The following is a 25,305-nucleotide window of genomic DNA, read 5'->3' as shown; positions in this document are numbered from 1 at the left end:
ATCAAAAATAAATTTCCACTTAGGTATTTACATTTTAATTATTTTATAGTAAATTTAAACTATACCATTATGGTATACAATACATATATAGAACCCTAACTGACAGAATTATCTATGAATGGAGATTAATTATGGGGATTACACAAGAATGCGACTATGCGTTAAGAGTTATTCTGTTCCTTTCCGAGAAGGGTATGGAGGAAAGAGTTGAAGCTAAAGTTATCTCAGAAACTTTATATATTCCTCTCCGTTTTTTGCTAAAGCTCTTACGAAAGCTTGCCATGGCAGGTATTCTGTATTCCTACCGAGGTGCCCATGGTGGATACTCTCTGGCAAAAAAGCCGGAGGATATCTCTATGAAAGATGTCATTGAGGTAATTGACGGTCCCATATATGTCAACCGCTGCCTGTATGATAAAGCTTATTGTGCTCTAAACCAGGGTGCTATCTGTAACATACATTACGAGATGCATAAGATACAAAAGCAGTTGGAAACAGACCTTCAGAAAGTTACTTTTAAGACTATGCTTCAGAATAGGAACAGAACTGATACACCAGCTCCTAATGAGATTGCCGTAGAGCTGCTGTGAAAATATGATACTTTCAAAAGTATCATATTTTTACAGCAGTTCTATCCAAGGATAAAGTATACCAAATTGGTATACTTTAGAATACCCCAATAAAGATTATTATTTATTTTAAGGAGGATATTAAAATGTCAGAATTATCAACTTGTAAAACCTGTCCATCAGCAGATACCATGCTGAGTGAATTTATCACCGATTTAGGTGTGGATACCTCCCATCACCGGGTAGAAACTCAAAAATCCAAATGTCGCTTCGGGCTACAGGGAATCTGTTGTAAATTATGTGCAAACGGTCCTTGTAAAATCACACCGTCTTCTCCCAAGGGAGTATGTGGTGCTACTGCAGATACGATTGTCGCAAGAAATTTCTTAAGAGCAGTTTCCGCAGGTTCCGGCTGTTATATTCACATCGTTGAGAATGCAGCCAGAAACTTAAAACTTTATGCGGCAAAAGGGAAATTAAAAAGTGTCGAAACCTTACATAAATTAGCGGATATTTTTGGAATTAAAGGAAGGGATGAGAAAGCCCTTGCCAATCTGGTAGCTGATAAAGTATTAGCCGACCTTTACAAGCCTTCTTTTGAGCAGATGGAACTGGTAGAAAAACTTGCCACCGCTCCCAGATTTAAAAAATGGCAGGAGCTTAAAATTCTGCCTGGGGGAGCGAAATCAGAGGTATTTGACGGAGTTGTGAAGACCTCTACAAATCTCAACAGTGACCCGCTAAATATGCTTTTACATTGTCTTCGTCTGGGTATCTCAACGGGTCTGTATGGTTTAACCCTGACAAATCTTTTAAATGATGTTATTCTAGGTGCTCCTGTGTTAAGGACTGCTCCTGTTGGTCTACGGGTTATTGATTCCGGATTTATTAACATTATGCTTACTGGGCATCAACATTCTATGTTCTCCTACCTACAGGATAGACTAATAGAGGAGGAAATTACGAATCGTGCAAAAGCAGTAGGTGCAAAGGGATTTCGTCTCATTGGCTGTACCTGCGTCGGTCAGGATTTACAACTTCGTGGGGAACATTGCAGTGAGGTATTCTCCGGCCATGCCGGTAACAACTTTACCAGTGAGGCAGTTATTGCAACCGGCGCCATAGATATGATTGTCTCGGAGTTTAACTGTACCCTCCCTGGTATTGAACCAATAGCCAATGAATTCATGGTTTCTATGATATGTATTGATGATGTGGCAAAGAAATCCAATGCCGACCATAACGCATATAGCTTTGAGGAAGACAATACTGAATTAATGGAGCACATTATTACGAAAGCTTTAAAAAGCTATGAAGAAAGGCGGCCTTCCGTAGCTATTAAAGAACTGAAAAACCATGGTGATGAAGATGTCCTAACCGGAGTTAGTGAAGGCTCTTTAAGAGAATTCCTGGGCGGTGACTGGAAGCCGTTAATCGACCTGCTGGCAAGTGGTAAAATAAAGGGTATTGCAGGAATTGTGGGATGTTCCAATTTAACTGCAAAAGGGCATGATGTATTCACAGTTGAACTGGCAAAGGAATTAATCAAAAGAGATATCCTTATTCTTTCTGCCGGTTGCTCCAGCGGAGGTCTTGAGAATGTCGGTCTTATGTCCGCCAAAGCAGCTTCTCTTGCCGGAGACAGCTTACGAGCTGTTTGTGAGAGTCTTGGTATACCTCCGGTACTTAACTTTGGACCATGTCTGGCAATCGGCAGACTGGAACTGGTTGCTTCTGAACTTGCAGAGACTCTGGGTATTGATATACCTCAGCTACCACTTGTTCTATCTGCTCCCCAATGGTTAGAGGAACAGGCATTAGCAGACGGCTCCTTTGGCCTTGCACTTGGTCTTCCGCTCCATCTTGCTCTTCCCCCCTTTACTACAGGCAGTGAAGTTGTTACCAAGGTATTAACTGAAGATATGATATCTTTAACTGGCGGACAGTTAATTATTGAAGACGATGTATTAAAAACGGCTGACCTGTTAGAAGGAATTATTGAGGATAAAAGAAATGCTCTTGGGCTGTAACCTGAATAGAGCTGCTGCAATTTAGGCGGATAACTGTAAAAGAAACTCTATGTTTTCCTTGGCACTGAATTCAAGACAGTACGTTATAGGAAATCATAGAGTTCTGTTTAAGCGTAGTTAAAATTCTTGTACCCGTGAAAATGTATTCTTAATTTCAACGCAGCTTTATCTGTTCTATACATTTTTTAAGATTATTAATTGCATAATGATACGTATCCCTTGTATCATACTTTCGATAGTCTGTTTCCAGTACGACAATTAAAAATAGATATACATCATACCATTTAATTCTTATCTTCTGGCTTTCAGAGAATTGTTCTAAACCATACCCTTTTAGAAAATCCTTATCCTGATAGTTAGAACGGAAACCAACCTCTATGAGCTCATCCCCCCATAAGCAACGTTCAAAATCTATTAATCCCGTCACCTGATTATTTTCTACAAATACATTACCAGCCCAAAGATCCCAGTGCACAAATTTTGGTGTTACGACTTCTAAAAAATATGGCTTATCCTGCTCCAGCAATTCCAATATCGTTTCAGGCTTCATATGTAAATCAATGGATAAATGGTCTGCATCCTGAATCGTATCCATAATCATGCTTCTAAATACGGTAAACCACTCTTCTCCCTGCTTATCGCTTTGCCCGTAATATCCGAATTTCGTACCGGTTACGCGGTTTAGCTCTGCATTATATCTTCCGGTCATATATTGTATCTGTTTTTTATCCTTCTCGTCTAAGGTATCTTTAATACTACTGAAACTTTCCCCGGAAAGCTTTTCCATAAAGAAGTATTCTGCATTACATATAGATTTGCTGTTATCATAAAAAAGTATCTTAGCAACCGGCACCTTTGTAACACGTTGTATCATCTTCATAGAATGTACTTCACTGTACATTATATTCTTTTCATGGGTCATAACCGTGGTACCTTCCGGCGGAGCTATTTTAAGCACTACCTCCCGGTTATCAGATAGCTTAATTCGGTAGGCTGCATTAAAAAACCCTTCTTTAAGTTCGTGAATGTCAATTACTTTGCTGTCAGGAAAAGCTGCTGCTGTCATTTGTTCAAGAATTTCTTTGGTTGGCTTGTGTTTTGTTGCACTCTCCATAAGTTTTCTCCGTTCCTGATTTATTTTATTCTCCATAATTATAAACCATATTTCACTAAATTGCTAACTTTTTCATGAGAGTGAACCAAAATGCCTTGTTCCGGAATGGATTTCAAACACGCTCAAGGGTTGCAATTCCGCTGATAACCGGACGGTACACGAGGCCATGCTACCACAAGAATATATCATTTCCCTTTAATTTAAAAATCGCTTCCATAAAGTAATAATCACCGTATATAATAGACATGTGATGTTCTTTTACATGATACGCACTGGAACAATTTTGTACAATAGAATCGATAGCAGTCGTCCAGTCACATCTTTTCTCTGATAAAGTTTTTAAAAGCTTAAGGGCAGCATTTATATACATATCCTGCTCCAATTCCCCAACCTGTTTTGCAATTTCTATAAGAGCACCGGCGGCGATAGCTGCTGCCGTAGAATCCTCCCATGCCGGCTCTTTTGGCTGCCTGAAATCAACCGGAATTATACCGCTTTCGGGAATATTAGCAATAAAATAATGCGCTACTCTTTTGGCTGTATCAAGATACTCTATCTTCCCTGTATGTATGTAACTTAGAATAAATCCATACATCGCCCAGGACTGACCTCTTGTCCAAGCAGAACCGTTTTCATACCCCTGCCCTCCATATGTTTTGACTACCTGACCATTATCAAGATCAAATTCTATGATATGATTGGAAGAACCGTCCGGTCTAATAAAATGTTCCATAGCAGTATCTGCATGCATCATGGCAATTTGCTTAAATCTTGGATCCTTCGTTTCTTCTGTTGCCCAATAAAGCAAAGGAATATTAAACAAACAGTCAATAATTGCCCAACCTCTGGTATCATTTCTGTCATTATCATTCCAGGCTCTGATAAACTTTCCTACTGGATTAAAGCGTCCGGCCAGTAAATTAGCAGCATGAAGTCCACGTCTTCTGGAATCTATATTACCGGTAATTCGGTAATCTGCTACTGCCGTTGGAAGCCACATAAAGCCAACATCGTGATGTAGTCCATAATACTCAACAAAGCACTGATCTAGCTTTTCTACAGATATTTTAGCAATCTTTGCAAATTTTTCCTCACCGGTTTCATGGTATAGCTGCCACATCATACCACCCCAAAAACCATTTGTCCACCAATTGATTCCGTCATCCTGATTCCAGGTAACGTCTTTCCTGCTCTTGTCATCATGCTCCCCATTTATGGTTGTGTAGGGAATCTTATCTCTGGATTTTTCACTAACCCATCTCATTTTTTCAACAATCTTATTTCTTGTTTCCTCAAGCCACCGCTGGTCTTTTTCTTGTAGCAAATTATTCATTCTTTTAATTCCTCCTATCTAAATGCCCGAAAGGATACATTCATTCTCTAGTAAGCCTTCGGTTGTATTTACCGGATCTGCTATCCTTATTCTATATCATAAAGCTTTGACTTTTGTATCACAATGCCTTAGAATGTTATAAACTGATATATTCTGCTTTGAGTCAGAGGTTTTTTAGTGAAAGACAGAAGCTGCGGTTAAATAAATTCTATTTAACCCCTTGCTATTTACGCGCCTAAGGGTCTTAACCAAAGGTTGCAGATGGGAGCTACTTATGATAACAGTCACTAACTGCGGACATGATTCCAGACATAAAACCGGATTTCGTATCATTCGTAAAACCGGAGTTCCTAACTATATTTTACTGCTTGTCAAAACTGATGCGTTATTTGAAATAAAGGGAAAAATGATTGTGACAGAACCTAACATGGCGATTCTGTTTGATAAAAATACCTATACACATTATGGTTCTAATATGGGTTTTTATAATGATGATTGGATACACTTTGACTTTAAAGATGAACCCTGTCTTTTAGATACGCTGAACATTCCCTTTAATCAACCGGTTTACCTGCCCTTTATCAGCCATTTGTCAGCTTATGTTAGACAATTGGTACAAGAAAGTAATACTCCGTCAAAGCATAAGGATGCAATAAAAGATACTCTAATGCGTACACTTTTGTTTAGTTTAGATTCTCAGATTGCGTTAAATCGAAACGCTTCCGGTGACCAGAAATATATTACAAAAATGAATCAGCTGCGAAATGAAATCCACAACACGCCTCAAAAAAAGTGGTCCGCACAGAGCATGGCAGATTATATGAACTTAAGCATTTCCTATTTTCAGCATCTTTATAAGCACTTTTTTAAGATTTCCTGTATACAGGAGGTAATTCAGGCTCGTATTCTCCGTGCTAAGTTTTATCTAAAAACAACAGATATGTCCATAAGGGTGATTGCTGAACTTTGCGGTTATGACAACGAACTTCACTTTATGAGACAGTTTAAGAAATTCGAAGGGATAACCCCTTCCCAATACCGGAGTTATTCCAGATAATATAATATTATATAGGTTAATACAACCTATACTCTTTCATTGCAGTGCCACATTTGCCTGCTATATGGCAATCGGAAGATTAATATACAACGTATATTTCAATCTACGTAACTCTATTTCTTGCTCTGCTGTACACCACTGCTTTTTTTAACCAGAACTTATCGTCTCTGCTTGTGATATAGAGCGTTTCACAAGTTGCACAGAACTTATCAACCAGGCATACCAACAGGCTTTCCATATGTCTGGGCGGTATCAGTGTTAAGGGAAACATATGCTTTTTTATAATATCCCTTTCAATTGCAGTTAGCTTAACATCTCTTTCTGCATTTCGTAATGCTGTAAAAGGATGATAAAAGCCATGAAGTCTATGGTTTTTATCTTTTTCATGCCAATCGTATAAAAAATAATCATGCAGCAGTGCTCCTCTGATTAATTCTCTATGTTTTACTGGCAGTTTAAGTTTTAGCGCTACCCGGTAGCTTACATATGCTACAAGTATACTATGCTCTAATACGGATGTATTGCCATGTTGTATAAACTGTCCCGACTCTATAACCCTTGTAGTTAAGCACACGTCTCTTAGAATTTCATGGAACAGGCTGTTATCTGCTTTTAATTTTGGGCGTCTGATTTTCATTCCGGTCACTCTTTCAAACCTGTCGCCTTGGCAGTATTATTAACCTTCATTACCTCTTCTTCCTTCTCAGGAGGTCTGGTACTTTACTGCATCTTTAGCAACGAAGCTTCTATTTTGTTAGGCTCATTATAATATAACCCCTTAGAGGATGTAAAGCATATCCTAAAAGAAGTTACATCTCCTATATCCTATATATCTTTTATTTCCAAGAAACCTGCTCCACTTGTGTAAATCATTCACAATCTAAAAGGGCTGAGCAGACCCTAAGTTTTTAAATCATATAACCTTAAGGTTTGCTCAGCCCTTCAAAATGATATTTTTTCTGACTCTTCTAGCTTTTATACTGTATTCCTATACACTCCAGCCTAAGCTTTCCTGCTGTATATGATACAGGTGCTCATAGAGCCCCTTTTTCTTAATTAGAATTTCGTGGATTCCTTCCTCTAAAATTTCTCCTTCCTGCAATACGATAATTTTGTCGGCAGTAACTACTGTTCTAAGTCTGTGTGCTATTACTATAACCGTTTTCCCTTCAATCAGCCTCGATATAGCCTCCTGTATATAGACCTCATTCTCCGGATCCAAAGAAGCCGTGGCTTCATCTAACAAGACAATAGGTGCATTCTTTAACAATGCTCTGGCTATGGATATACGCTGGCGTTCTCCACCGGATAAAGTGCCCCCGTTTTCTCCAAGCACTGTATCATAGCCCCCAGGCAATCTGTCGATAAATGAATCACAGTTGGCGGCTTTGGCGGCTTCCGTTACCTGTTCTTTGGTTGCATTTAGATTACCGATACGGATATTGTTATAAATTGTATCATGAAACAGTACTACATCCTGAAATACAAAGGACATATACCCCATAAGGTGTTCTGGATCAAGGGTCTTTATATTCACTCCTCCTATGGTAATACTGCCGGTATCTACATCCCAGAACCTGGCGATTAATTTGGAGACCGTACTTTTTCCGCAACCGGAAGGGCCAACCAGCGCAGTAATTTTCCCAGAAGGAATAGTCGCTGTCATATTCTTTATAACCGCCTGATTATTTTCTTCTGTATGGTTATAACGGAACGATATATTATTAAGTTGTATGGTAAAGTCCTTTATCTGCTTTTCTCCGTCTCCTGTCATAATCGGAGTAGACATTAACGTCCTCATACGTTTTGTTGACATCTGAAGATATAAAAGTTCTGGTAATAGTGTTAATTCTACCAAGATAGGACCATATATCCTCACAACAATCAAGAAAAACATAAGTAAAGGTATTAATTCTATTTCCCCCCCTGTCAGCAGATAGGTACCTGTAAATACAGTTAAACCTACTCCTGCCTGTACAATCATCTGGGCTCCAGTTACAAAAATTCCGGTTACAACTTCCATACGAATTGCCATCTTCATCATTACTTTAAGTGCATTGTCCAGTGCTGAGAATTTTTCACCATCCAATCCGCAGGCTTTGATAACCTTAATACCTTCCAGATACTCCTGCACCTGATCCGAAGCTTTCAGTTTCGCTTCTATATGCTTCTGGCTAAGTTTATCCTGTAGTTTCTTACTGCCTAATATAATCAAGAAAGCAATGGGCACGGTAATAAATACAGTCAAGGCCAGTCTCCACTCAAAGAAAGCCAGCATTATGCATACCAGAGTCATAGAAATACCGTTGGCACAAAGCTGAGGAATGACATGGCTTAATACATGCTCCGTGGTTGCACAATCCCCCATAATATTGGTTGTAAGCTCGGATAAATCTTTGGAATTAAAAAAGCTCATAGGCAGTTTTCTGATGTGCTCTGCCACCCGTACTCTGGTTGCTTCTGACTCCTTATAGGAGGCTACATATGTCTTTTTATAGTCATTCTTATTAGCAATGAATACCAGAATAGCTGCTGCAACACCAAGCCCGAATAACAACCACATCTTTTTCCAAGAGATTTCTTCTCCTAAAAAGGGCTTTAGCATCTCACCAAAAACCTGAATAGTAATACCAAAGGGCAGCATAAGAGAGAGATTGGTTATCGTGCAGGCAGTTATTGCCTTCTTTAAATCTTCATACCCCTTATCCGTAAGGATTTGTATGTCTTTTAAACTACGCATGGTTTTCTGCCTCCTTTGCCTTTCCCATCTTCCAGTCCAGGGATTTTGTGTACATCTGCCACATCTCAAAATACTTGCCTTTTTTAGCAATCAAAGCTTCATGATTTCCCTCCTCCACCAACACCCCCTGATCCATTACCAGAATATTGCTGGCACTGCGTATGGTAGAAAGCCTGTGGGCTATGATTATCACTGTTTTCTTCTTCATAAGACGCTCAAATGCCTTTTGAATCAGATACTCGTTTTCAGGATCTGCAAAGGCGGTGGCCTCATCCAGAACAATAATAGGCGCATCTTTTACAATTGCTCTTGCGATTACAAGCCTTTGCCGCTCTCCGCCGGATAAATGAACCCCTTTAGAACCAATAACCGTCTGGTAACCCTGGGGCAGTTTTTCTATAAATTCATGGCACCGGGCAGCTTTAGCAGCTTCTATAATCTGTTCCTTTGTCGCCTTTAGATTACCAATTCTAATATTATCCATAATACTTTGCTTAAATAGAAACACATCTTGGAATACAAAACTTACCTTATCCATAAGATTAGAAAGCTCCATCTCCCTAATATCCACTCCTCCGATTTTTATACTTCCCTCTGTTACATCAAAGAAACGTGGAATTAAATGAGCGATGGTGCTTTTACCTCCCCCAGAAGGCCCTACTACTGCTGTTATCTGCCCTTGCCCGGCATGAAAGGACACATTGTTTAGAGCTTTTGTTTCAGAATCCTCTTGATACGAAAAGGATACCTTTTCAAAGGTGATATCCGAACCCTGGCTCTTGCCTGATTGTACAGCAGCCGGCAAAGGGTTTGTGTTTAATACTTCATCCATTCGCTCCACACCATTTATAATCTGCATACTATTGGAGGTTACATACATAATTTTAAGCATGATTGAAGATATGGCCGGAACAAAAATCAGATAAAAAATAAAAGTAATGGCAAAGCTTTTAAAGTCCTTTGTCTTCATTCCAATCAAGATACCCACCGGAAGGATAAATAAATAAATATTATTTACTATGGTTGAAAAACCGGACATGTAATTTTCCCAGCTTAAGGTATAGGGTATAACTAAATCCGTATAACCTTTAATGGTTTCATGCAGTCTGCGGAAGGAATATACCGTCTGTTTAAATGCTTTTACGACTGTAATACCACGAATGTATTCAACGGACGCATTGTTCATATCCTCCAGGGAATTTTGGTATTTATTCATCATTTCTTTCGCACCATCATTGCCGTAGGCTCTAAACTGTATGATAAAGCCTATCATTATTCCAAGTAAGGCTGCCAGACCGAACCGATAATCCACACTAAGCAGAATAATTACCATAACGACAGGTGCAACAAAAGCTGCAACAATATCCGGTAGCTGGTGTGCAATAAAGCCTTCAATTTTTTCTATGTTTTCGTCCATCACTTTTCTTAGCTTACCGCTTCCGGTCATAAGATGAAAACCAAGAGGCAGCTTTGCCAGATGAGAAGCAAAGTTAACCTTTAGCTCATAAAGAGTACCAAAAGCTGCAAAATGAGAACACATCAGCGCCGCAAAATACAGTACTATATTTCCGATAATACCACCAAAGGCTATCCAGCCATATCCTATAATTGTTCCGGCTCGCAGTTTTGAATAGTCCGGATACACCCCCATGATTTCCCTAACTACATTATAAATTGCTATGTAGGGAATAAAAGAAGCAACGGAAGCCAGTACCGACAATATGACTGAACTGATTACCAAAGGCTTCTTGGTAGCAGCAAGTTCTAAAAGCCTTGCCATTCCGGTTTTAGGACCGGTATTTCTTTCTTTGTTCATACCAAATAACTCCTTTTGTTTATATTTATAATAGGTGATTGCGCTCAACTTCCTGCCTTCAAAGACAACGTTTCGCAATTGTCTAATATACTTACAGACATTACACCTCATCAAACCTAGTCTAAGTCTGCTAAAATATGCGGTCTGCATATTCTGTTAGTTCAGCCAATCCTATTCGCATAAAAAAAGAATAGTTAGATAAGTCTAACTATTCAGCATTCTAACATAAAGACGATTTATATTTCTACTCCAAAAAGGTGTATTACTCCAATCAGCCAGACAAATCTAAGTTAAGATTCCGTTCTGTAACTTTTCTTGTAATCTCTGGGTGTGACCCCCATTACATCCTTAAAGGCACCAGAAAACTTACTTGCATTCTGATATCCGGTCATACTTGCTATTTCGCCAATTGAATATTTTCCTGTTTTAATGAATGCCGCTGCTTGGTTCATTCTAATTTTTTTGAGATATTCATAAGGCGGAAGACCATAGATATCCTTAAAACAATTTTTTAACATAGTTAAGGTTATGTAATGCTCTTTTGCCAGCTGCTCTATGGTTATATGTTCCGATAATTCTGCTGTTAAATGCTCCTTAACATGTTTTACTTTTAAGACTGTATCTTTTTCATAATAATTACATTTATACCTCATTGAATCCAGATTCTGGTTATCCAGAATATGCAGCAGCTCCAATACTTTAATCCGGATATAAGCGGCCTGCTGCATAGGGTCAGACAGATAAATCTTGTCCAGTATCTCTTTTATACCGCTGCTGCCTTTCATTATATATATATTACTTTCTTTGCATAGTTTATCAGCTATGTGGTTCATGTCTATCAAAAAGTTATTGAAATACTGACATAATGTTGTATTTACCGTGTGCATATCAATCATAATACTAAAACCTTTAAATAGTTTTTGGGGAAAGCGTGAACTTACAGATTCAAAGATATTACGAAGGGCTATTATTTCACCCTCTCCCGCATAAATGCACCGGTTATCCCGCAGTTCAAATTCGTATACTCCTTCATAAATATAGCTTATTTCTATAAAGTTATTTAAAACAAACTTTCCTGAAAAGTCATAGGTAGTATTAAAATTACTATAATAAATCTCAATACCGGGAAACAGGCTGCATACATGTATCTGTCCATAACCTTTATCAGATTTTACTTCATAAAGAACCGTACTGTCATTCTTTTCCTTCACCAAAAAACCAAACTGCGTAAGATTAAATGCATATGAATTCCTTACCATGACGCCACGCCCTTTCTGAACTATTATTTTTATTATAAAACAAAATGCAAATGATATCCACTATCATTTGCATTTTCTATTTACTCCTCCATTCCTGTATACAAAGACATTGCCCTTGTAATGTTCAAAATCCCGGTAGCAAGTAAAGGCTATATATTCCCTTACCGTTTCCAGGATTTGATATAGGTATGTCTCTATGTATTACTTTAGTATTCCTATCTTATTAAGAGGAGCAATTCGAAAAACAGCTTTTCCTTCCAACTGGTCATAATCTACCAATCCAAAATCTCTGCTGTCTATACTTACTTCTCTATTATCCCCTAAGACAAACAGCTGGTCTTCTCCTACCGTAATCGGCATTGAAACCTTACCCGGAAAGGTTACCCCTTTTGCATAAGGTTCATCCAGTGCTTCACCGTTGATATATACTAAACCGTCTTTAATGTCCACCACATCTCCTGCTACACCTATAGCTCTCTTTACTAGCATTTCATGTTTGATTTCAATTTCTTCATTTTTTACAAACCGATTGGTAAATAACTCCATGTTACGAAGCATTTCATCTACTATACTGCCCTTTTCACCATTCCGTAGGAATATGACAATATCACCTCTGTCTGGCTCTGTAAAGTTATAACTTAACTTGTCTACAATCATACGCTGCTTGGGATATAAAGTGTTCTCCATCGAGCTTTGGTCTACTGTAGGACTTGCAAATACCTCACTTTGCAAAAACATGGATAAGATGAAAACAAAGGCCGCCATTCCAACCCAGTTTAATGCAGTTTTTAATAGGATTTTATACTTCATATTAATTTCCTCCGTAAGTTTTTCTAGACTATGTCACCCTAGTTCAATTATAAAACAGTATATGCCAGAATACTACTTAAGAATTTCTAACTTTTTGAAGGATTACCCTTATAAACTAGTATATCGTCCTGCAAGTAATTGGTTCGGTTAATTTAAGGACGATACAACGGCACCCTTTGCATAAATTTTATCAATAACTTTAGTACCAAAAATAATAAAATTATGCTATTCTTATAAAAGAAGGTCTTTACATGACTATATAATTCATTTAGATGATTGTGAAACGATAGGTGTAGAGTTACACAAAATAACAGTTTTGACAATTGACTAATACAATTCATTTACTGAAAGGAATATATCTATGGATAAAAAACGACTCATTTCTAAGATTGGACATGTCTATATACCCACTTCCAATCTCAATGAAGCAATTAAATGGTACACCTCCCACCTAGATTTTAAATTAATCAATACCTTTATTGATAGAGGTAATTCCCACGTTGCTGTACTTCACTCCACAGCGAAACATGCCGTTGCCGTTTTGTTGGTAGAAAGTACCGATACCAAACGGTTAGAAATTACCAGAGAAGGACAAGCATTTCCTGTTCTTGCCCTTTACTGCCCCGATATAGAATATACCCATTCTTATTTAAAGAGTAAGCATGTGCAAGTAGAGGACATTCAGGTACTTGGAGAAAATGAAGCGAAATATTTTTATTTCAGGGATTGTGACAACAATTTACTAGAGGGTGCCTGGTCTGTCTGGGACCCTGAAGAAGAATATTAAAAAATAACTGTTCATAGAATTTTGGGTCATCAATAATTCTATGAACAGTTATTATATTGAACTTGCTTTCCCAATTCAAAATAATTATATAAATACAATTTATAAATCGTACTATGAATCAAGGTTAGGACTACCTTTTATAAGCAGTAAAGCAAGTCTATAAGGATATTAATATTTCAGGAAATTAGTTACAATCGCAACCAAATCCACTTCCTGGTGTGATTACATCTTCTAGTTCTTCTACGTTGAAGTTAAATTCCAGTTCTTCTAGTTTTACCTCAATATTATTCATGGCATTCCCTCCTTAGAATTTTAAATCATTATTAACAATCGCAGCCAAAGCCACTTCCTGGTGTAATTACTTCTTCCAGATCTTCCACATTAAAATTGAATTCTGCTTCTTCTAATTTTAAATCGATACTATTCATTTTATCTCTCCTTTCGTATATGTATATATGTAAGACTCATAGTACAGAGTAGTCCTTCCTATCTAATTAAGACTATTTACATTTTGCCGATTCAGCCATGTTTTATTATGATTAGCTGCATCTGCATATAACTCTTCTGGTAAAAAGGGTTGTGATAGCCTATCTTTATATTTTGGAAGTATTCCATCTTCCAAAGAGTAATATCTTCCGGCTTCTTTTACCGCAAGTAAATATCGATTTACAATTTTATCAAATCTTTTCTCTTCAAATAAAGTGCCTTGTGTACAATATATCCGTTCTGCCTTATCATGGAACATTAGACGAAGCATTTCATCAACAGGTTCATAATTATTATTGCGAACAGGTAAACCACATGTAGATATAAATAGTTCCCTTCTATCTACTAGCTTAGTATAGCGACGTGCCTGAATATATTCATTACCCTCTACGTATTTATGAGATGTATAGAGGGGCAAAGAACGTTCAATAAATTTCTTCATTACTGCCGGAAAACCATAAAAGAGAAGTGGGAAACTCCATATTACAATGTCATAACTTATATATTTCATTAGTAATTCACTCATGTCGTCTTTTTGTATACAATTTCCTTCCGAATCCTCTCTCCAGCAGTAATAGCAACAAAGGCATTCCTTAATATTTTTTTCATAAAGACAGACTTCTTCAACCTCAATTTGTTCCTTAATCTCTTCATTTACTTTAAGCCCTTCGATGAAGGAATGTGCAATGGTAAGGCTTCTGCTTTTTTTCTTTTTTATACTGGAGTTTAGTAATAAAATATGCATATTTTCTCCTCTTATCTTCTTGTATGTCTGAAAACTGCCTATACTAGGTTGTTTTTTCTTCTAACCTGACAGCCCCTTTGCATATGCTTACTATCTTTTTTGGTTCTTCCTTTATTATTCTTTGATAAAACTTATATAATTTTTCATCGTCCTTATCTTTCTCTATTTCTGTAAGGATATTTATTTTATCTCCATATTTAACAGCATGTAAATATCGATACCTAACCTCCGTAATTATCAGTCTTTTTTCTTTTAAAAGATTATCCGCATCAGCCATAAAATGTTTGTATATACCCTGCTCAAACCATTGTACATATCTAGCATTATGCGCTATCTGATAAGCATCACAATCACCAAAACCTACCTCGTACTTGTAGTGTTCATTAAAACCATTCTTCATTGGTTACCTCCAGAAGAGATGGATTCTTTGTATCTCTAATAGTTTGAATAAAATCAGCTATAAGTCGGTACATTTCTTTTGGCATATCCAACATCAGTCCGCTTTTTTCTCCCATCAATCCTATTTGTGCTTCACATGCAGCGTATTTAATAGTTCTATCCTTTGAAGTGATACAATGATTAAAAGTAGTATAGGCGCTCGTTGGTTCCTCTAACCAAGTGTGAACTAGAATTTTTGTTCCAAAAGCCAACTCTCTAAAATTATATAATCTATTTTGTAACACAGGCATTGTAAAATACTCTTTTGTCTTATTAATGGTTTCATCTGCCTCTTTATTACTACGATGTTCTTTATAAAAGAAACCTTGTATGCCTGCTACCTCACTTATTAATAATCGCGCATCTTCGAACCAGCACATATAAGTGTAATTAGATGCCATACCATAATAATTACATTCTGAAAATTTGACGGTATGTTCTGTAACATATGTAGGAATTAACACAGTAACTGCTCCTTTTCAATATAACTCTTTACTTGATTACCCGTTAGATACTCAATCGTATACTCTTGGAACTCAAGACAAACACTTAAAACAGAACCCCTCTTAACAGGTGTCTGGTGCAAATATACCTTTGTCTCATCTTTTTTTATGTAATGATGAATCAATTCCCCTTCCTCAAGGGCAAATGGTAGCTCTGTATTTTGAGTTGAAAAACCAGTTCCTAAATATTTCAGCCAGGCTTCTTTTGCACTCCACAAACACTGTATATAATACTTCATTTTTTCAGTACTGTTATTACTTTTTACTTGAATCCAATTTCTTTCATCAGCTGAAAATATCTCTAAAACTTTCTCTGGTTCTGAAACAAATTTAGACTCTATATCAATTCCTATACTGGAACAGGATATTCCCAAGCATACCCATGGATAGCTGTGACTAATATTAAATTGCCACTTTGAGTTTTTATGAAATGGTTTCCCTTCTTTATTAAATACTAACTCCGACTCCTTTACATCTTTACATCTTTCTGACAGTAAAAATTTATGCATAAGCCATCCCATTAAACTAAGCTTTTGTTTTTGCGGGTATTTGATATTTTTTATTTTCTTCTGACATACTATGGGAAGGAGATTTATCTTAGAATAATAGAATTCCCATTCTCTTTCACTAATAGTTTCAATATTCATCAAATAGATAGATCCATTTTTAAGTGTGTTCATCATACGGTTTTTCTATCCTGTGGCTCTGTTTGAAGTATTTCTATCCAGTTTGTTAAACAGTTAGAGTAGTCATTCATAATACGCTCGATATCTTCTTTTTTATAAATAGATGCAGCATATATTAAGTGAAAATTAATACCATCCTTGTATTCTCTAATCTGAATATATAATGGTACTTCCTCTGGATACTGTCCTATCTCTTCTGCTATTACAAAGCCCATTCCATTAGGAAGGTTACACGAAAAATCCGTATGATAATTAATTATCAGTTTAAAGTAATCCCCTTTAAAACGTTCTTCATAATCCTGGAGCATATATAATTCATTCATCCCCAGCCCTTGATGCTCCAATACATCTTCCAAATATTTCTGATGCCTTTGTAGTTTGGTTCTCAAGCTTTCATTTGTGTATATTATATAACGCAATGGCATTAATTCAGCAAATAACCCAATCATACTACTAACTCCAGGAACATTACTCATTCTCCCATGAAGTATAGTACCAATGCAAAACTCTTGTTGATTTTCCCAGTCACTTAATATTTGTGCCAAAATCACAGAAGTTAGGGTAAACATACTAATTTTTTCTCGAATACATAATTCCTTCATAGTATTCATGACGGTCACGTCATAGTTTCGTTGCAGACATTTGAATTTTTCTTGCTTTTTCACTTTCAATCTTTGATTTTCACCGTTCCCTTGAAATCCTACACTCAGCGGTCTGTTACGCATATACTGTTTCCAAAACTCATTCAGTCTTGTCTTATCAGCCTGTATATATTGTTTTCTATATTCGAAAAAATCGCTATCTGGCAGTTTCATTGGAATTTGATAATACAATCGAAACAATTCATTTATGAATACAGATAAAGAAAGGTAGTCAAAGATTCCGTGATGAAGATTTAATACTATTTCCTGTTCTCGCTGCCTATCCTCAAATAAAACAATTTGAAACAAAGGTAAAGAATTGAAACGAAATTCATGTGTATATGCAGACAAATCCAGCTTATTTATATTTTCTACCATAAGATAAGAAAAATCAATTTTTCCTTCTTTTTCGGCCCTGATGTAAACTACCCCATCCTTAACCAAAAAACTGCTGCGTAGAATACGATGCCTTTTTATCATCTTGTCTATGGCATTCTCTAACTTTTCATTGTCTATATATTGTGAATGTGTGATTTTGTATACGACATTGTAAGGTGGCATTTCCGAAGTTTTATTGCTGTCTTCCAATTTTCTGTTCTTGTAAACTCTGTTTTCACTTCTAATTATTTTACATTGGAATTCCGTTGCCTTAACCATCTCTGAATCTGCTAAATTCTCAGACGTTTCCCCATAGTTCTCCTTAGAGATTAAAAGCTTGTCTTCAATTAATTTTTGTATCTGCCATATTGTCTCACTCTGATAAATATCTTTATTTTCAAGTACAACTCCCCACTCATGAAACACTCTTGTATTCAGTATAAATACTTCTAAAGAAGTCGCACCATTGTCAAAAAAGTTATCTGTCCCAGTTAAGGTATTACATTTAATAATTTCCCGGCATATTTCTACCAGGCTTTGCTTTGTACGGATAAGAGGCAAACTGCTGTTTACTTCAATCATCTGAAGTAATTCCTGCCTATTAATCTTACCATTTGCATTAATAGGAATATGATTTAGACGAATAAACCGATTTGGTATCATATATTCCGGCAAGTAATTCTTAAAAGTACCTTTAAGCTCCTTTTCATCCTTACCCTCTCCCAAGTAAAAAGCAATGATGTGTTTTTGTTGATTATCATCTTCCTTTGCAAGTACACGTATATCTGAAAAATCACCATATTCCTTTAGGACATTTTCTATTTCTCCCAGTTCGATTCTATGTCCTCGAATCTTAATCTGATCATCAGAACGCCCCAAACATAAATATTCACCATCTTTTTTAATAATACCCAGGTCATTGGTTTTATACATCCGATGGTCAGAATTGTGGACTTTTAGAAAAGTTTTTTTTGTCATATCTTCATTATTTATATATCCAAGCGACAGATACGGACTGTGGATATAAATTTCACCCACTTCCCCTTCTTTAACATCTTCTTTTTTATGGTTTAATAGGTAAACCTCATAACCCTTTAATGGTCTGCCAATTGATATCTCATTAATGTAATCTACTTCTTCGTACGAATACACTCTTGCATGAGAATATACACACACCTCAGTTGGTCCGTAGGCATTGATTACCTTTTTTACACCTATTTTTCCAAGTCCAAAAACATCTTTCAATAATTTTAAAGGTAAAGGTTCTCCAACCGAAATAATGATTTGTGGAAGATACAATTCCTCATCTCTTTTATTAAAATACTGTAGTATATGCTTCAAATGGGTTGGTGTAATTTCACATACATCTACCTGATATTTCCTCCAGTAATTTGATAATTCCCATTGGGATCGCTTTATTTCTTCAGTAATCAGTACAATACAGTGTCCGAAAAATAGTGCCATATAAATTTGAACTACACTTGGATCAAAGCTAAAATCTGAAAGGACACCCATTTTTAGGTATTCCTTCGTAAGTCCCTGCAGTTGTTCAAATTCAGCTTCCTCTGAAAGTCCAAAGAATCTACTATAACAGGTATAGGCAATATGAACTACGCTTTGTTGAGATACCATAATACCTTTTGGTTTTCCGGTAGATCCAGAAGTAAAAATAATGTATGCCAAAGCCTCTCCTCTTTTATCTTCTAACGCAGATTTATAGGGCTCCTCCTTTGACAAATCTTTCATTATGTCCTGTAAATATACTGTTTGAATATACTGTACTATACTTTCTGCTCTTTCTGCTGAATCTGTTATTAGAATTTTTGCTTCTCCCTGCTCAGTCATACTTACCAAACGCTTTTGCGGGCAAGACCGTGGAATTGGAAGAAAGATTCCGTGTGCTTTATAAATAGCTAAAAGTAATATAATTGCGCCGTTATCTTTGGAAACGTCTACCGCAGTTACAATATCTTCCGACCAACCATCAAGACGCAGCAATCGAGATGCTAAACGTGAAGACATATCATCTAATTCCTTATAGGTCATAGTGCCTGACAGACCCGTTACAGCCGGTTGATTTTTATACTTCTCGACAGCCATTTGAAAAACACCTGAAATTCCAAGCTTAAAATATTCTTTTGTATGCATTGATTCCCCACCACCTACCATCGTATTAAATGCTTATCTTTCGTTTTCCAGATTGTTTTGGGATATAGCTACGCAATTAATCCACCATCTACTACTATTATCTCTCCATTAATATAGCTTGCTGCTTCTGAAGCAAGAAAAACCGCTGTTTTTGCTACCTCAGAAGGTAATCCCAATCTTTTTAAGGGAATCAGTTTACTTAGTTCATTCATATTTTTTAATCCTTTTGTCATATCTGTTTCAATATATCCCGGCGCTATTGCATTCACTCGTATATTTTTTAATCCTAATTCCTTTGATAAGGCTTTTGTCAACCCAATAAGCCCCGCTTTTGATGTACAGTAATTTGTTTGTCCTTTCACACCTGTAAGACCTGCTACAGAACTAATATTAATAATGCTTCCACTTCGTTTAGTAAACATTGCCATGGCTACAGGAGAGGTTAATTTCACAGTTCCAAAAATATTGGTTTGAATTACGGATTCCCATTTTCCAAATTCCTGTGAAAGAAATAGTCCGTCCTTAGTAGTTCCTGCATTATTAATTAAGACATCTATCTTTCCTTCTACATCCAGTATCTCATGTACAGCATTTTCACAGGCCGCGCCATCAGTGATATCTAGTTGTATTCCCTTAACAAATGCATTTGCTGATTTTTCCATTGCCGAAGCCACCGTTTCCTCCGCCAATGTTTTATTTTTTTTATAAAAAAAATACACTCTGCAATTTTCTTGTGCAAATGCATCACACAGAGCCTGTCCAATCCCCCTGCTGCCTCCGCTTATGAGAACCACCTTATTACATAAATTTAGATCCATTGAATTACCCCGCTTATTATATTGCCTAGTTCATTATATCCATTCACCAATATGGTATTTATCTTTTTACTTTCTGAACGCATCGTAAACTTACCCTTTGTATCCTTAACACCCATAGATGGCGGAAGTTTCTGTTTCATTAAACTAGTCACGGCTGCTGCACAATTAAGCATAAAATTACCGCCAAAGTTTGCTCCGAATATTCCATGTATGGATACCCTTATTGCATTTGGTACTTTTCTTTCAAGTGCCTCGTATTCAGCAAAATCCATTCCTGGATGTCCGCTGGCACAAGTAAAAACTGCATCAACTTCCTCTGCCAAAATGTTGGCATCATATAGTGCAAGTGATATCGTTTCTTCAAAATCACTACTTAGAAACTCCGACAACTCTGAAATGCTGTGCATCTCATACGCTGAGTCCTGATGAAACTCACCGGCTTTTGTCTGACTAGTTTTTGTCTTACGCTTAACAGCTAATCCAGAAAGAAAACAACCTTTTGCATCCGGATGTACACTATCATTTTCTAACAACATACTTACTGCTTGTTCTCTCATTACCATTCCACAGGCATTCTCCAAAATTCCTGTAAATGTCTTCTCTTCTCCTTTTAGATAGCTGAACTGTCTATAATACTCGAGATTTTCACTCAAACATATGTTGTACGTTCCTGCAAGTATACGACTTGCATCGTTTTCTTCCAAGATAACTTTAGCAATCTGTAATCCTTCTGACATAGGAAGCATGGTACTGGGCCCTTTTAGATTGTATTGCATAGTAATACCGGATATCAGTGAATTCCCAACTGAATATGTAAAATCTATGGGACTTACACCTTCTCTTCCTGCCTCATAAAGGGTATTTAAAATACGAAGCACATTTTCATAGCTTGCATTTGTAGTTGAAAATACCGTACCAAACTGATAGGGATCATATTCGTCTTTTACTAAACCAGATTTTTCCATCAAGGCTGATGCAGAAAGATATGCCATACTTGACGTACGATTCATCCTTCGAACAGTCTTCAGATGAGGTTTCAACAATACTTTTAAATCCAACAGCCGTTCAGCCCTCCAATACTGTTCCGGTTGGAATAATGTATCCTCAAAATCACTCCCATCGGGAATTACAGGTGATTTTACATCAATACATCTTATAAAGATTCTATTACAACTCATCCTCTTCCTCCCTTAAGATATAAGTAAGCTTACATTTTGCAGCCACCCTGCCTTCAACCCTAACTGTTGATTCTATCCTTACATAACTGTCCACCTTCTCTAACAGTTTCGAATCAATTACCAATTGATCTCCAGGATAAACCGGTCTTACAAATTTTGCATTATCTACCTTCGTGAGGTATCCAAATCGAGCTTTCGCCTGCTTATTATCTAAATCCATAATAATAAATCCACTAGCTTGTCCCATTGCTTCTATTAGCAGAACCCCCGGCATAATAGGATGCCCCGGATAATGACCTTGAACCCAAGGTTCATTAAAAGTAACATTTTTTATTACTTTCGAAGACTTGTAATACGCATGCTCTACTACCTTATCCACAAGAAGAAATGGATATCGGTGTTTCATAACTTCCAAAATATTAACTTCCATGCCGCCATCCTTCTTTTTTATTCATACTTCTCTACCCCTATAGAAGCCATATTTCCTGCAAAAGCAAAGGAATTTGATAGAAACATATCATATGGTCTGGACTTTTCTTGGTTCGTAACCAGTGTAAGCCTATCCGAATTGAATTCCATTGGTGTATCTACTGAAATAGATATTGGCATCCTTCCTTCGTAAAGACCTATAATAGAACATGCAAATTCTAAGCTTCCACTTGCACCAAGACAGTGACCAATCATTGACTTTGTAGAAGAAAACCAAAGATGATTTAAGGAATATTTCTGTACCAGCTGTTCCATAGCTTTTAATTCCATACTATCATTAGCCAGTGTGCCAGTTCCGTGGGTGTTGATATATATGCATTTGTCCTGAATGTTGGCACTCTTTTTTAGTATATTGTCCATACACAAGAAGGCACCTTCTCCATTGGGATTAGGAGCAGTAACGTGATAAGCTTCATTCATGGAAGAAAATCCAACAATTCTTCCATATATTTTAGCCCCTCTTTTAATAGCATATTCTTCACGTTCTAACATTACAAAAGCTGCACCTTCACCTATCGTAATTCCTTCTCTGTTTTTGTCAAAAGGCTTACACGGTTCTTTGCTTAAATTGCTCATGCAGTCAAATCCCGCTAGGCTTATATCACTTAGGATATCGATACCTGCGGCAACTGCTACATCTGCATATCCTGCTTTAATTAAACGGACCGCCTCACCTATAGCAAGCGTTCCTGACGCACATGCCGCATTTGAGGATATTATGGTTCCTTGAATTCCCATCCTCTCACTGAAATGATAATATCCATCTGCTGAGTTAAAATCAAGAATACTATTATTTTTTTCGTATTCCTTCATTTCATATGAGACTCCCTCAGTATCTATTTTATATTTTAATCGTAGTTGAGGCTCTAATCGTAGGCTTCCAACATTAGCTGAAGCCATACTAAACACGGAACGTTCTCCCAAATCTTCTATGTCTTCCTTGGTTACGCCCGCATCTTTCATCATCTCATCACATGCCAATTCGCCTATCTTACGAAATTTAGCCTCCCACCTAAGCGGTTTCTCTAGCTGAACTTCACCAACATATGTAGTCATATAATGAAATTCCTCCATTATACGGCTAGGACAAATGCCTGTAATACCTAATGCACAGTTTTTAAAATACTCTTTTGAATCCATTCCATTTGATGCTACAGCACCAACCCCTGTAACTACAACAGATATTGTATTCTGCTTTGACATATCAGGCCTCACATTTCTTTTCCTCTAATAACTTGTAAACGGCTTCCGCTAATGTCCTTACTGATTTATATGCCTGTGGATTTTTTTCTGCATCTAGTTTTACATGATATAAGTTCTGAATACCTACCATAATCTCTAAACCATCCACAGAGTCTAAGCCAAGATTTGGATAATCTTTCGCTTCTTCAATATCAATTGCTTCAAAAATTAATGCATCTTCATCAATTTCCTCTGGCTCAAATGGCAGCATAAGCCTATCTTGTAACATCACTTTTAACTCACCTATAATTTTCTCCAGTTCATTTTTCATCCTGTAAGTTCCTCCTGATATTCATTAGTTTTGTTCCTAATTCTTTCTCTGCTTTATAGATTTTCTCCAGATTTTGGATAAACATTTCGCATTTCTCATAGGTCGTTCCATTATAATAGCGTACCTTAAAGCTTAAGGCTTTAAAAGCAGCCTCTGACTGCTGTATATACATTACCAAATCATTCCATAGTTCATTATTGAGAGACAAATGTGTTGATACTTCATTCAAATATTTTTCATATAAATGGCGAAAACAACTTCCATTTAACTCATCCTGCTTTCGAATTAGAATACAATTCATCTCCAAAATAAATTTCAGATAATTATCATGATTCACTGAACCTTGCTTTGCACACTCTCGGATACGATTTAAGAAATCAATATATTTCTTTATTTCTTCCAGATATCCGTCATTCTTTATAATTGAATTCCCTTGATTCATGAAAGATTCTATGTACTTATCTATTTGTTTTCTTTGATTACAGATATTTTCTGGCTGCTTTATGTCATACCAAATTCCAACCTTTTCGTCACCATAATACTTCTCAAACATAGACATATACAACTGTGACATTGCGATTGTATGAACTTGACCGGATACGCTGTCAAGAACTGTAAATTCCCTGCTTTCAAGGTCAAAGCCTAGTATAATTATCATATGATATTGATTATGGTTTCTCTTAATATCTGATAAATAGGTCATATAGTAAACGTCACATTGTATTAATACGGGTCGCCCCTCAACTAAAATCTCCAATATATCCCTGTCAAAACACAAATTACCTGAAGAAATATCCGAATTATAAACAAGCGTTTGCTCTTTACATGGAATTTGTAAGATTTTACAGCAATTATTTTCTGCATCAAAATTTCTGCCGGATATTAATGGTAAGTCAAACCCGTTATAGTTTATATTTTTTATATGAAAATCAAGCCCGCTCCCAATACCAAATATCTCTTGCGCAGTGATTTCGTATCCATAGTGGTTTAATATCATACAAAAAGCCTGCGTCCTGCAATCTCCCAACTCTCTAGGCATTTCATTATAATGAAAATCAATTCGCACCCTAGTGGGAATCCCATCAACTAGCATACTCTTCCATCCCCCATTTGAATCGTACGTGTACCAAAGGTCGCAAATTTCTCTGAATGAGTTACCATTACTATTGTTGTGCCAAGTTCTTTGTTGATTTTCACAAATATATCCATTATCTTTTGACTGTTTTCAGAATCCAGATTACCCGTAGGCTCATCTGCAAATATGACTTTGGGATTGGAATAAATAGCTCGTGCTATAGCAGCTCTTTGTTGTTGCCCACCAGAAAGCTCATATGGATAAGATCTTTCATACTTTTCCAGCCCCACTACCTTTAATACTTCTTTTATTCTATTTGTGTTAATTGCTCCCGGCAGAATTAGAGAAGGCAATAGCACATTATCTGTTACATTCATTTCAGATAATAAGTTATAAAATTGAAATACAAAAGCTATATCTTTTCTTCTGAGTAGAGATATCTTCTTATCATCCATAGAGGAGATATCCTCATTTTCTAAAAAAACTTTTCCTTCTGAGAGCGGCTCCATTCCGCTTAATAGATACAACAAGGTGCTTTTACCTGAACCCGAGGGACCTGTTATGGTTACAAACTCCCCTTTTTTGATTGTTAAATCTATCCCTCTAATTACTTCTGTCTCAACGGTTCCAGCTATATATGTTTTTCTTACATTTACTGCTTTAATTAGTTCCATCATTGCCTTCCTTTCTAT

At 36.7% G+C, this 25,305-nt stretch carries 23 protein-coding genes; 4 read left to right on the top strand and 19 right to left on the bottom strand.

Annotated elements, in window-relative coordinates; translation table 11 throughout:
* Positions 1-131: 131 nt before the first annotated feature.
* Together acsn021_RS04000 and cooS are read left to right on the top strand one after the other, a co-directional pair.
* Positions 132-590, top strand: a complete 459-nt coding sequence (locus acsn021_RS04000) for an RrF2 family transcriptional regulator (RefSeq protein ID WP_184095151.1) — start codon at positions 132-134, stop codon at positions 588-590.
* A 125-nt stretch (positions 591-715) separates the two neighbouring features.
* Positions 716-2,599 carry an anaerobic carbon-monoxide dehydrogenase catalytic subunit gene (gene cooS / locus acsn021_RS03995; RefSeq protein WP_184095149.1) on the top strand — a complete coding sequence of 628 codons (1,884 nt, stop codon included), beginning with the start codon at positions 716-718 and terminating at the stop codon, positions 2,597-2,599.
* A gap of 154 nt (positions 2,600-2,753) precedes the next feature.
* Here the strand turns inward: cooS and acsn021_RS03990 are convergent, their stop codons facing one another.
* Together acsn021_RS03990 and acsn021_RS03985 are read right to left on the bottom strand one after the other, a co-directional pair.
* Complete coding sequence (locus acsn021_RS03990) at positions 2,754-3,749, bottom strand: phosphotransferase family protein (protein WP_184095147.1); 996 nt, start codon at positions 3,747-3,749, stop codon at positions 2,754-2,756.
* A gap of 133 nt (positions 3,750-3,882) precedes the next feature.
* On the bottom strand, positions 3,883-5,046 hold the full coding sequence (locus acsn021_RS03985) for a glycoside hydrolase family 88 protein (RefSeq protein ID WP_184095145.1): 1,164 nt from the start codon (positions 5,044-5,046) through the stop codon (positions 3,883-3,885).
* A 274-nt stretch (positions 5,047-5,320) separates the two neighbouring features.
* Between acsn021_RS03985 and acsn021_RS03980 the strand changes: the two genes are divergently transcribed.
* Positions 5,321-6,103: an AraC family transcriptional regulator gene (locus acsn021_RS03980; protein WP_184095143.1), complete on the top strand. Its 783-nt coding sequence runs from the start codon at positions 5,321-5,323 to the stop codon at positions 6,101-6,103.
* Between the two features lie 103 nt (positions 6,104-6,206).
* On the opposite strand, the gene acsn021_RS03975 is transcribed toward acsn021_RS03980, so the two are convergent.
* The 5 genes from acsn021_RS03975 to lepB form a co-directional block, all read right to left on the bottom strand.
* Entirely contained in the window at positions 6,207-6,740 is a 534-nt protein-coding gene (locus acsn021_RS03975) for an HD domain-containing protein (protein ID WP_184095141.1), read from the bottom strand.
* Positions 6,741-7,091: 351 nt separating this feature from the next.
* Positions 7,092-8,843, bottom strand: coding sequence for an ABC transporter ATP-binding protein (locus acsn021_RS03970; RefSeq protein WP_184095139.1), 1,752 nt, complete (start codon positions 8,841-8,843; stop codon positions 7,092-7,094).
* Positions 8,836-10,659 (bottom strand): ABC transporter ATP-binding protein, encoded by a 1,824-nt coding sequence (locus acsn021_RS03965; protein ID WP_184095137.1) that lies wholly within the window; start codon positions 10,657-10,659, stop codon positions 8,836-8,838. Before acsn021_RS03965 ends, acsn021_RS03970 begins: the two co-directional genes overlap by 8 nt.
* Positions 10,660-10,949: 290 nt before the next feature.
* The gene (locus acsn021_RS03960; protein ID WP_184095135.1) at positions 10,950-11,918 is read right to left on the bottom strand and encodes a helix-turn-helix domain-containing protein; all 969 of its coding nucleotides are present in this window, start codon (positions 11,916-11,918) and stop codon (positions 10,950-10,952) included.
* Positions 11,919-12,119: 201 nt separating this feature from the next.
* Positions 12,120-12,728, bottom strand: coding sequence for a signal peptidase I (gene lepB / locus acsn021_RS03955; protein WP_184095133.1), 609 nt, complete (start codon positions 12,726-12,728; stop codon positions 12,120-12,122).
* Between the two features lie 361 nt (positions 12,729-13,089).
* Here lepB and acsn021_RS03950 point away from each other — a divergent pair, with 361 nt between their 5' ends.
* Positions 13,090-13,515, top strand: a complete 426-nt coding sequence (locus tag acsn021_RS03950) for a VOC family protein (protein ID WP_184095130.1) — start codon at positions 13,090-13,092, stop codon at positions 13,513-13,515.
* A 490-nt stretch (positions 13,516-14,005) separates the two neighbouring features.
* Here the strand turns inward: acsn021_RS03950 and acsn021_RS03945 are convergent, their stop codons facing one another.
* The 12 genes from acsn021_RS03945 to acsn021_RS03890 all read right to left on the bottom strand — a co-directional run bounded on the left by acsn021_RS03945 (position 14,006) and on the right by acsn021_RS03890 (position 25,287).
* Positions 14,006-14,746, bottom strand: coding sequence for a flavodoxin family protein (locus tag acsn021_RS03945; RefSeq protein WP_184095129.1), 741 nt, complete (start codon positions 14,744-14,746; stop codon positions 14,006-14,008).
* A 43-nt stretch (positions 14,747-14,789) separates the two neighbouring features.
* Positions 14,790-15,146 (bottom strand): acyl-CoA thioesterase, encoded by a 357-nt coding sequence (locus acsn021_RS03940; RefSeq protein WP_184095127.1) that lies wholly within the window; start codon positions 15,144-15,146, stop codon positions 14,790-14,792.
* The gene (locus tag acsn021_RS03935) at positions 15,130-15,648 is read right to left on the bottom strand and encodes an acyl-CoA thioesterase (RefSeq protein ID WP_184095125.1); all 519 of its coding nucleotides are present in this window, start codon (positions 15,646-15,648) and stop codon (positions 15,130-15,132) included. Before acsn021_RS03935 ends, acsn021_RS03940 begins: the two co-directional genes overlap by 17 nt.
* Complete coding sequence (locus acsn021_RS03930) at positions 15,642-16,370, bottom strand: 4'-phosphopantetheinyl transferase family protein (RefSeq protein WP_184095123.1); 729 nt, start codon at positions 16,368-16,370, stop codon at positions 15,642-15,644. Before acsn021_RS03930 ends, acsn021_RS03935 begins: the two co-directional genes overlap by 7 nt.
* Entirely contained in the window at positions 16,367-19,540 is a 3,174-nt protein-coding gene (locus acsn021_RS03925; protein WP_184095121.1) for a non-ribosomal peptide synthetase, read from the bottom strand. Before acsn021_RS03925 ends, acsn021_RS03930 begins: the two co-directional genes overlap by 4 nt.
* A gap of 68 nt (positions 19,541-19,608) precedes the next feature.
* On the bottom strand, positions 19,609-20,358 hold the full coding sequence (fabG, locus tag acsn021_RS03920) for a 3-oxoacyl-ACP reductase FabG (protein WP_184095119.1): 750 nt from the start codon (positions 20,356-20,358) through the stop codon (positions 19,609-19,611).
* Entirely contained in the window at positions 20,349-21,536 is a 1,188-nt protein-coding gene (locus acsn021_RS03915) for a beta-ketoacyl synthase N-terminal-like domain-containing protein (RefSeq protein ID WP_184095117.1), read from the bottom strand. Before acsn021_RS03915 ends, fabG begins: the two co-directional genes overlap by 10 nt.
* Entirely contained in the window at positions 21,526-21,966 is a 441-nt protein-coding gene (fabZ, locus tag acsn021_RS03910; RefSeq protein WP_184095115.1) for a 3-hydroxyacyl-ACP dehydratase FabZ, read from the bottom strand. The genes acsn021_RS03915 and fabZ overlap by 11 nt, the downstream gene beginning before the upstream one ends.
* Positions 21,967-21,983: 17 nt before the next feature.
* The gene (locus acsn021_RS03905; protein WP_184095113.1) at positions 21,984-23,228 is read right to left on the bottom strand and encodes a beta-ketoacyl-[acyl-carrier-protein] synthase family protein; all 1,245 of its coding nucleotides are present in this window, start codon (positions 23,226-23,228) and stop codon (positions 21,984-21,986) included.
* A gap of 1 nt (position 23,229) precedes the next feature.
* A complete protein-coding gene (locus acsn021_RS03900) occupies positions 23,230-23,538 on the bottom strand; it encodes an acyl carrier protein (RefSeq protein WP_184095111.1) in 309 nt (102 codons plus the stop codon).
* Positions 23,528-24,631, bottom strand: coding sequence for a BtrH N-terminal domain-containing protein (locus tag acsn021_RS03895; RefSeq protein WP_184095109.1), 1,104 nt, complete (start codon positions 24,629-24,631; stop codon positions 23,528-23,530). Before acsn021_RS03895 ends, acsn021_RS03900 begins: the two co-directional genes overlap by 11 nt.
* Positions 24,625-25,287: an ABC transporter ATP-binding protein gene (locus tag acsn021_RS03890; RefSeq protein WP_243167965.1), complete on the bottom strand. Its 663-nt coding sequence runs from the start codon at positions 25,285-25,287 to the stop codon at positions 24,625-24,627. The genes acsn021_RS03895 and acsn021_RS03890 overlap by 7 nt, the downstream gene beginning before the upstream one ends.
* Positions 25,288-25,305 lie beyond the last annotated feature (18 nt).

The organism is Anaerocolumna cellulosilytica (assembly GCF_014218335.1).
GTDB classification, from domain to species: domain Bacteria; phylum Bacillota; class Clostridia; order Lachnospirales; family Lachnospiraceae; genus Anaerocolumna; species Anaerocolumna cellulosilytica.
The sequence above is the reverse complement of the archived record's forward strand: the minus strand, read 5'-3'. Positions and strand labels throughout refer to the sequence as shown.

What these genes read in the sequence shown, in the direction of transcription:
- acsn021_RS03905 (WP_184095113.1), bottom strand. Translation starts at nt 23,228, where the DNA reads ATGTCAAAGCAGAATACAATATCTGTTGTAGTTACAGGGGTTGGTGCT.
- acsn021_RS03900 (WP_184095111.1), bottom strand. Translation starts at nt 23,538, where the DNA reads ATGAAAAATGAACTGGAGAAAATTATAGGTGAGTTAAAAGTGATGTTA.
- acsn021_RS03970 (WP_184095139.1), bottom strand. Translation starts at nt 8,843, where the DNA reads ATGCGTAGTTTAAAAGACATACAAATCCTTACGGATAAGGGGTATGAA.
- acsn021_RS03965 (WP_184095137.1), bottom strand. Translation starts at nt 10,659, where the DNA reads ATGAACAAAGAAAGAAATACCGGTCCTAAAACCGGAATGGCAAGGCTT.
- acsn021_RS03960 (WP_184095135.1), bottom strand. Translation starts at nt 11,918, where the DNA reads ATGGTAAGGAATTCATATGCATTTAATCTTACGCAGTTTGGTTTTTTG.
- fabZ (WP_184095115.1), bottom strand. Translation starts at nt 21,966, where the DNA reads ATGGAAGTTAATATTTTGGAAGTTATGAAACACCGATATCCATTTCTT.
- acsn021_RS03925 (WP_184095121.1), bottom strand. Translation starts at nt 19,540, where the DNA reads ATGCATACAAAAGAATATTTTAAGCTTGGAATTTCAGGTGTTTTTCAA.
- fabG (WP_184095119.1), bottom strand. Translation starts at nt 20,358, where the DNA reads ATGGATCTAAATTTATGTAATAAGGTGGTTCTCATAAGCGGAGGCAGC.
- acsn021_RS03990 (WP_184095147.1), bottom strand. Translation starts at nt 3,749, where the DNA reads ATGGAGAATAAAATAAATCAGGAACGGAGAAAACTTATGGAGAGTGCA.
- acsn021_RS03985 (WP_184095145.1), bottom strand. Translation starts at nt 5,046, where the DNA reads ATGAATAATTTGCTACAAGAAAAAGACCAGCGGTGGCTTGAGGAAACA.
- acsn021_RS03930 (WP_184095123.1), bottom strand. Translation starts at nt 16,370, where the DNA reads ATGATGAACACACTTAAAAATGGATCTATCTATTTGATGAATATTGAA.
- lepB (WP_184095133.1), bottom strand. Translation starts at nt 12,728, where the DNA reads ATGAAGTATAAAATCCTATTAAAAACTGCATTAAACTGGGTTGGAATG.
- acsn021_RS03890 (WP_243167965.1), bottom strand. Translation starts at nt 25,287, where the DNA reads ATGGAACTAATTAAAGCAGTAAATGTAAGAAAAACATATATAGCTGGA.
- acsn021_RS03945 (WP_184095129.1), bottom strand. Translation starts at nt 14,746, where the DNA reads ATGCATATTTTATTACTAAACTCCAGTATAAAAAAGAAAAAAAGCAGA.
- acsn021_RS04000 (WP_184095151.1), top strand. Translation starts at nt 132, where the DNA reads ATGGGGATTACACAAGAATGCGACTATGCGTTAAGAGTTATTCTGTTC.
- acsn021_RS03915 (WP_184095117.1), bottom strand. Translation starts at nt 21,536, where the DNA reads ATGAGTTGTAATAGAATCTTTATAAGATGTATTGATGTAAAATCACCT.
- acsn021_RS03940 (WP_184095127.1), bottom strand. Translation starts at nt 15,146, where the DNA reads ATGAAGAATGGTTTTAATGAACACTACAAGTACGAGGTAGGTTTTGGT.
- acsn021_RS03895 (WP_184095109.1), bottom strand. Translation starts at nt 24,631, where the DNA reads ATGCTAGTTGATGGGATTCCCACTAGGGTGCGAATTGATTTTCATTAT.
- acsn021_RS03980 (WP_184095143.1), top strand. Translation starts at nt 5,321, where the DNA reads ATGATAACAGTCACTAACTGCGGACATGATTCCAGACATAAAACCGGA.
- acsn021_RS03975 (WP_184095141.1), bottom strand. Translation starts at nt 6,740, where the DNA reads ATGAAAATCAGACGCCCAAAATTAAAAGCAGATAACAGCCTGTTCCAT.
- cooS (WP_184095149.1), top strand. Translation starts at nt 716, where the DNA reads ATGTCAGAATTATCAACTTGTAAAACCTGTCCATCAGCAGATACCATG.
- acsn021_RS03950 (WP_184095130.1), top strand. Translation starts at nt 13,090, where the DNA reads ATGGATAAAAAACGACTCATTTCTAAGATTGGACATGTCTATATACCC.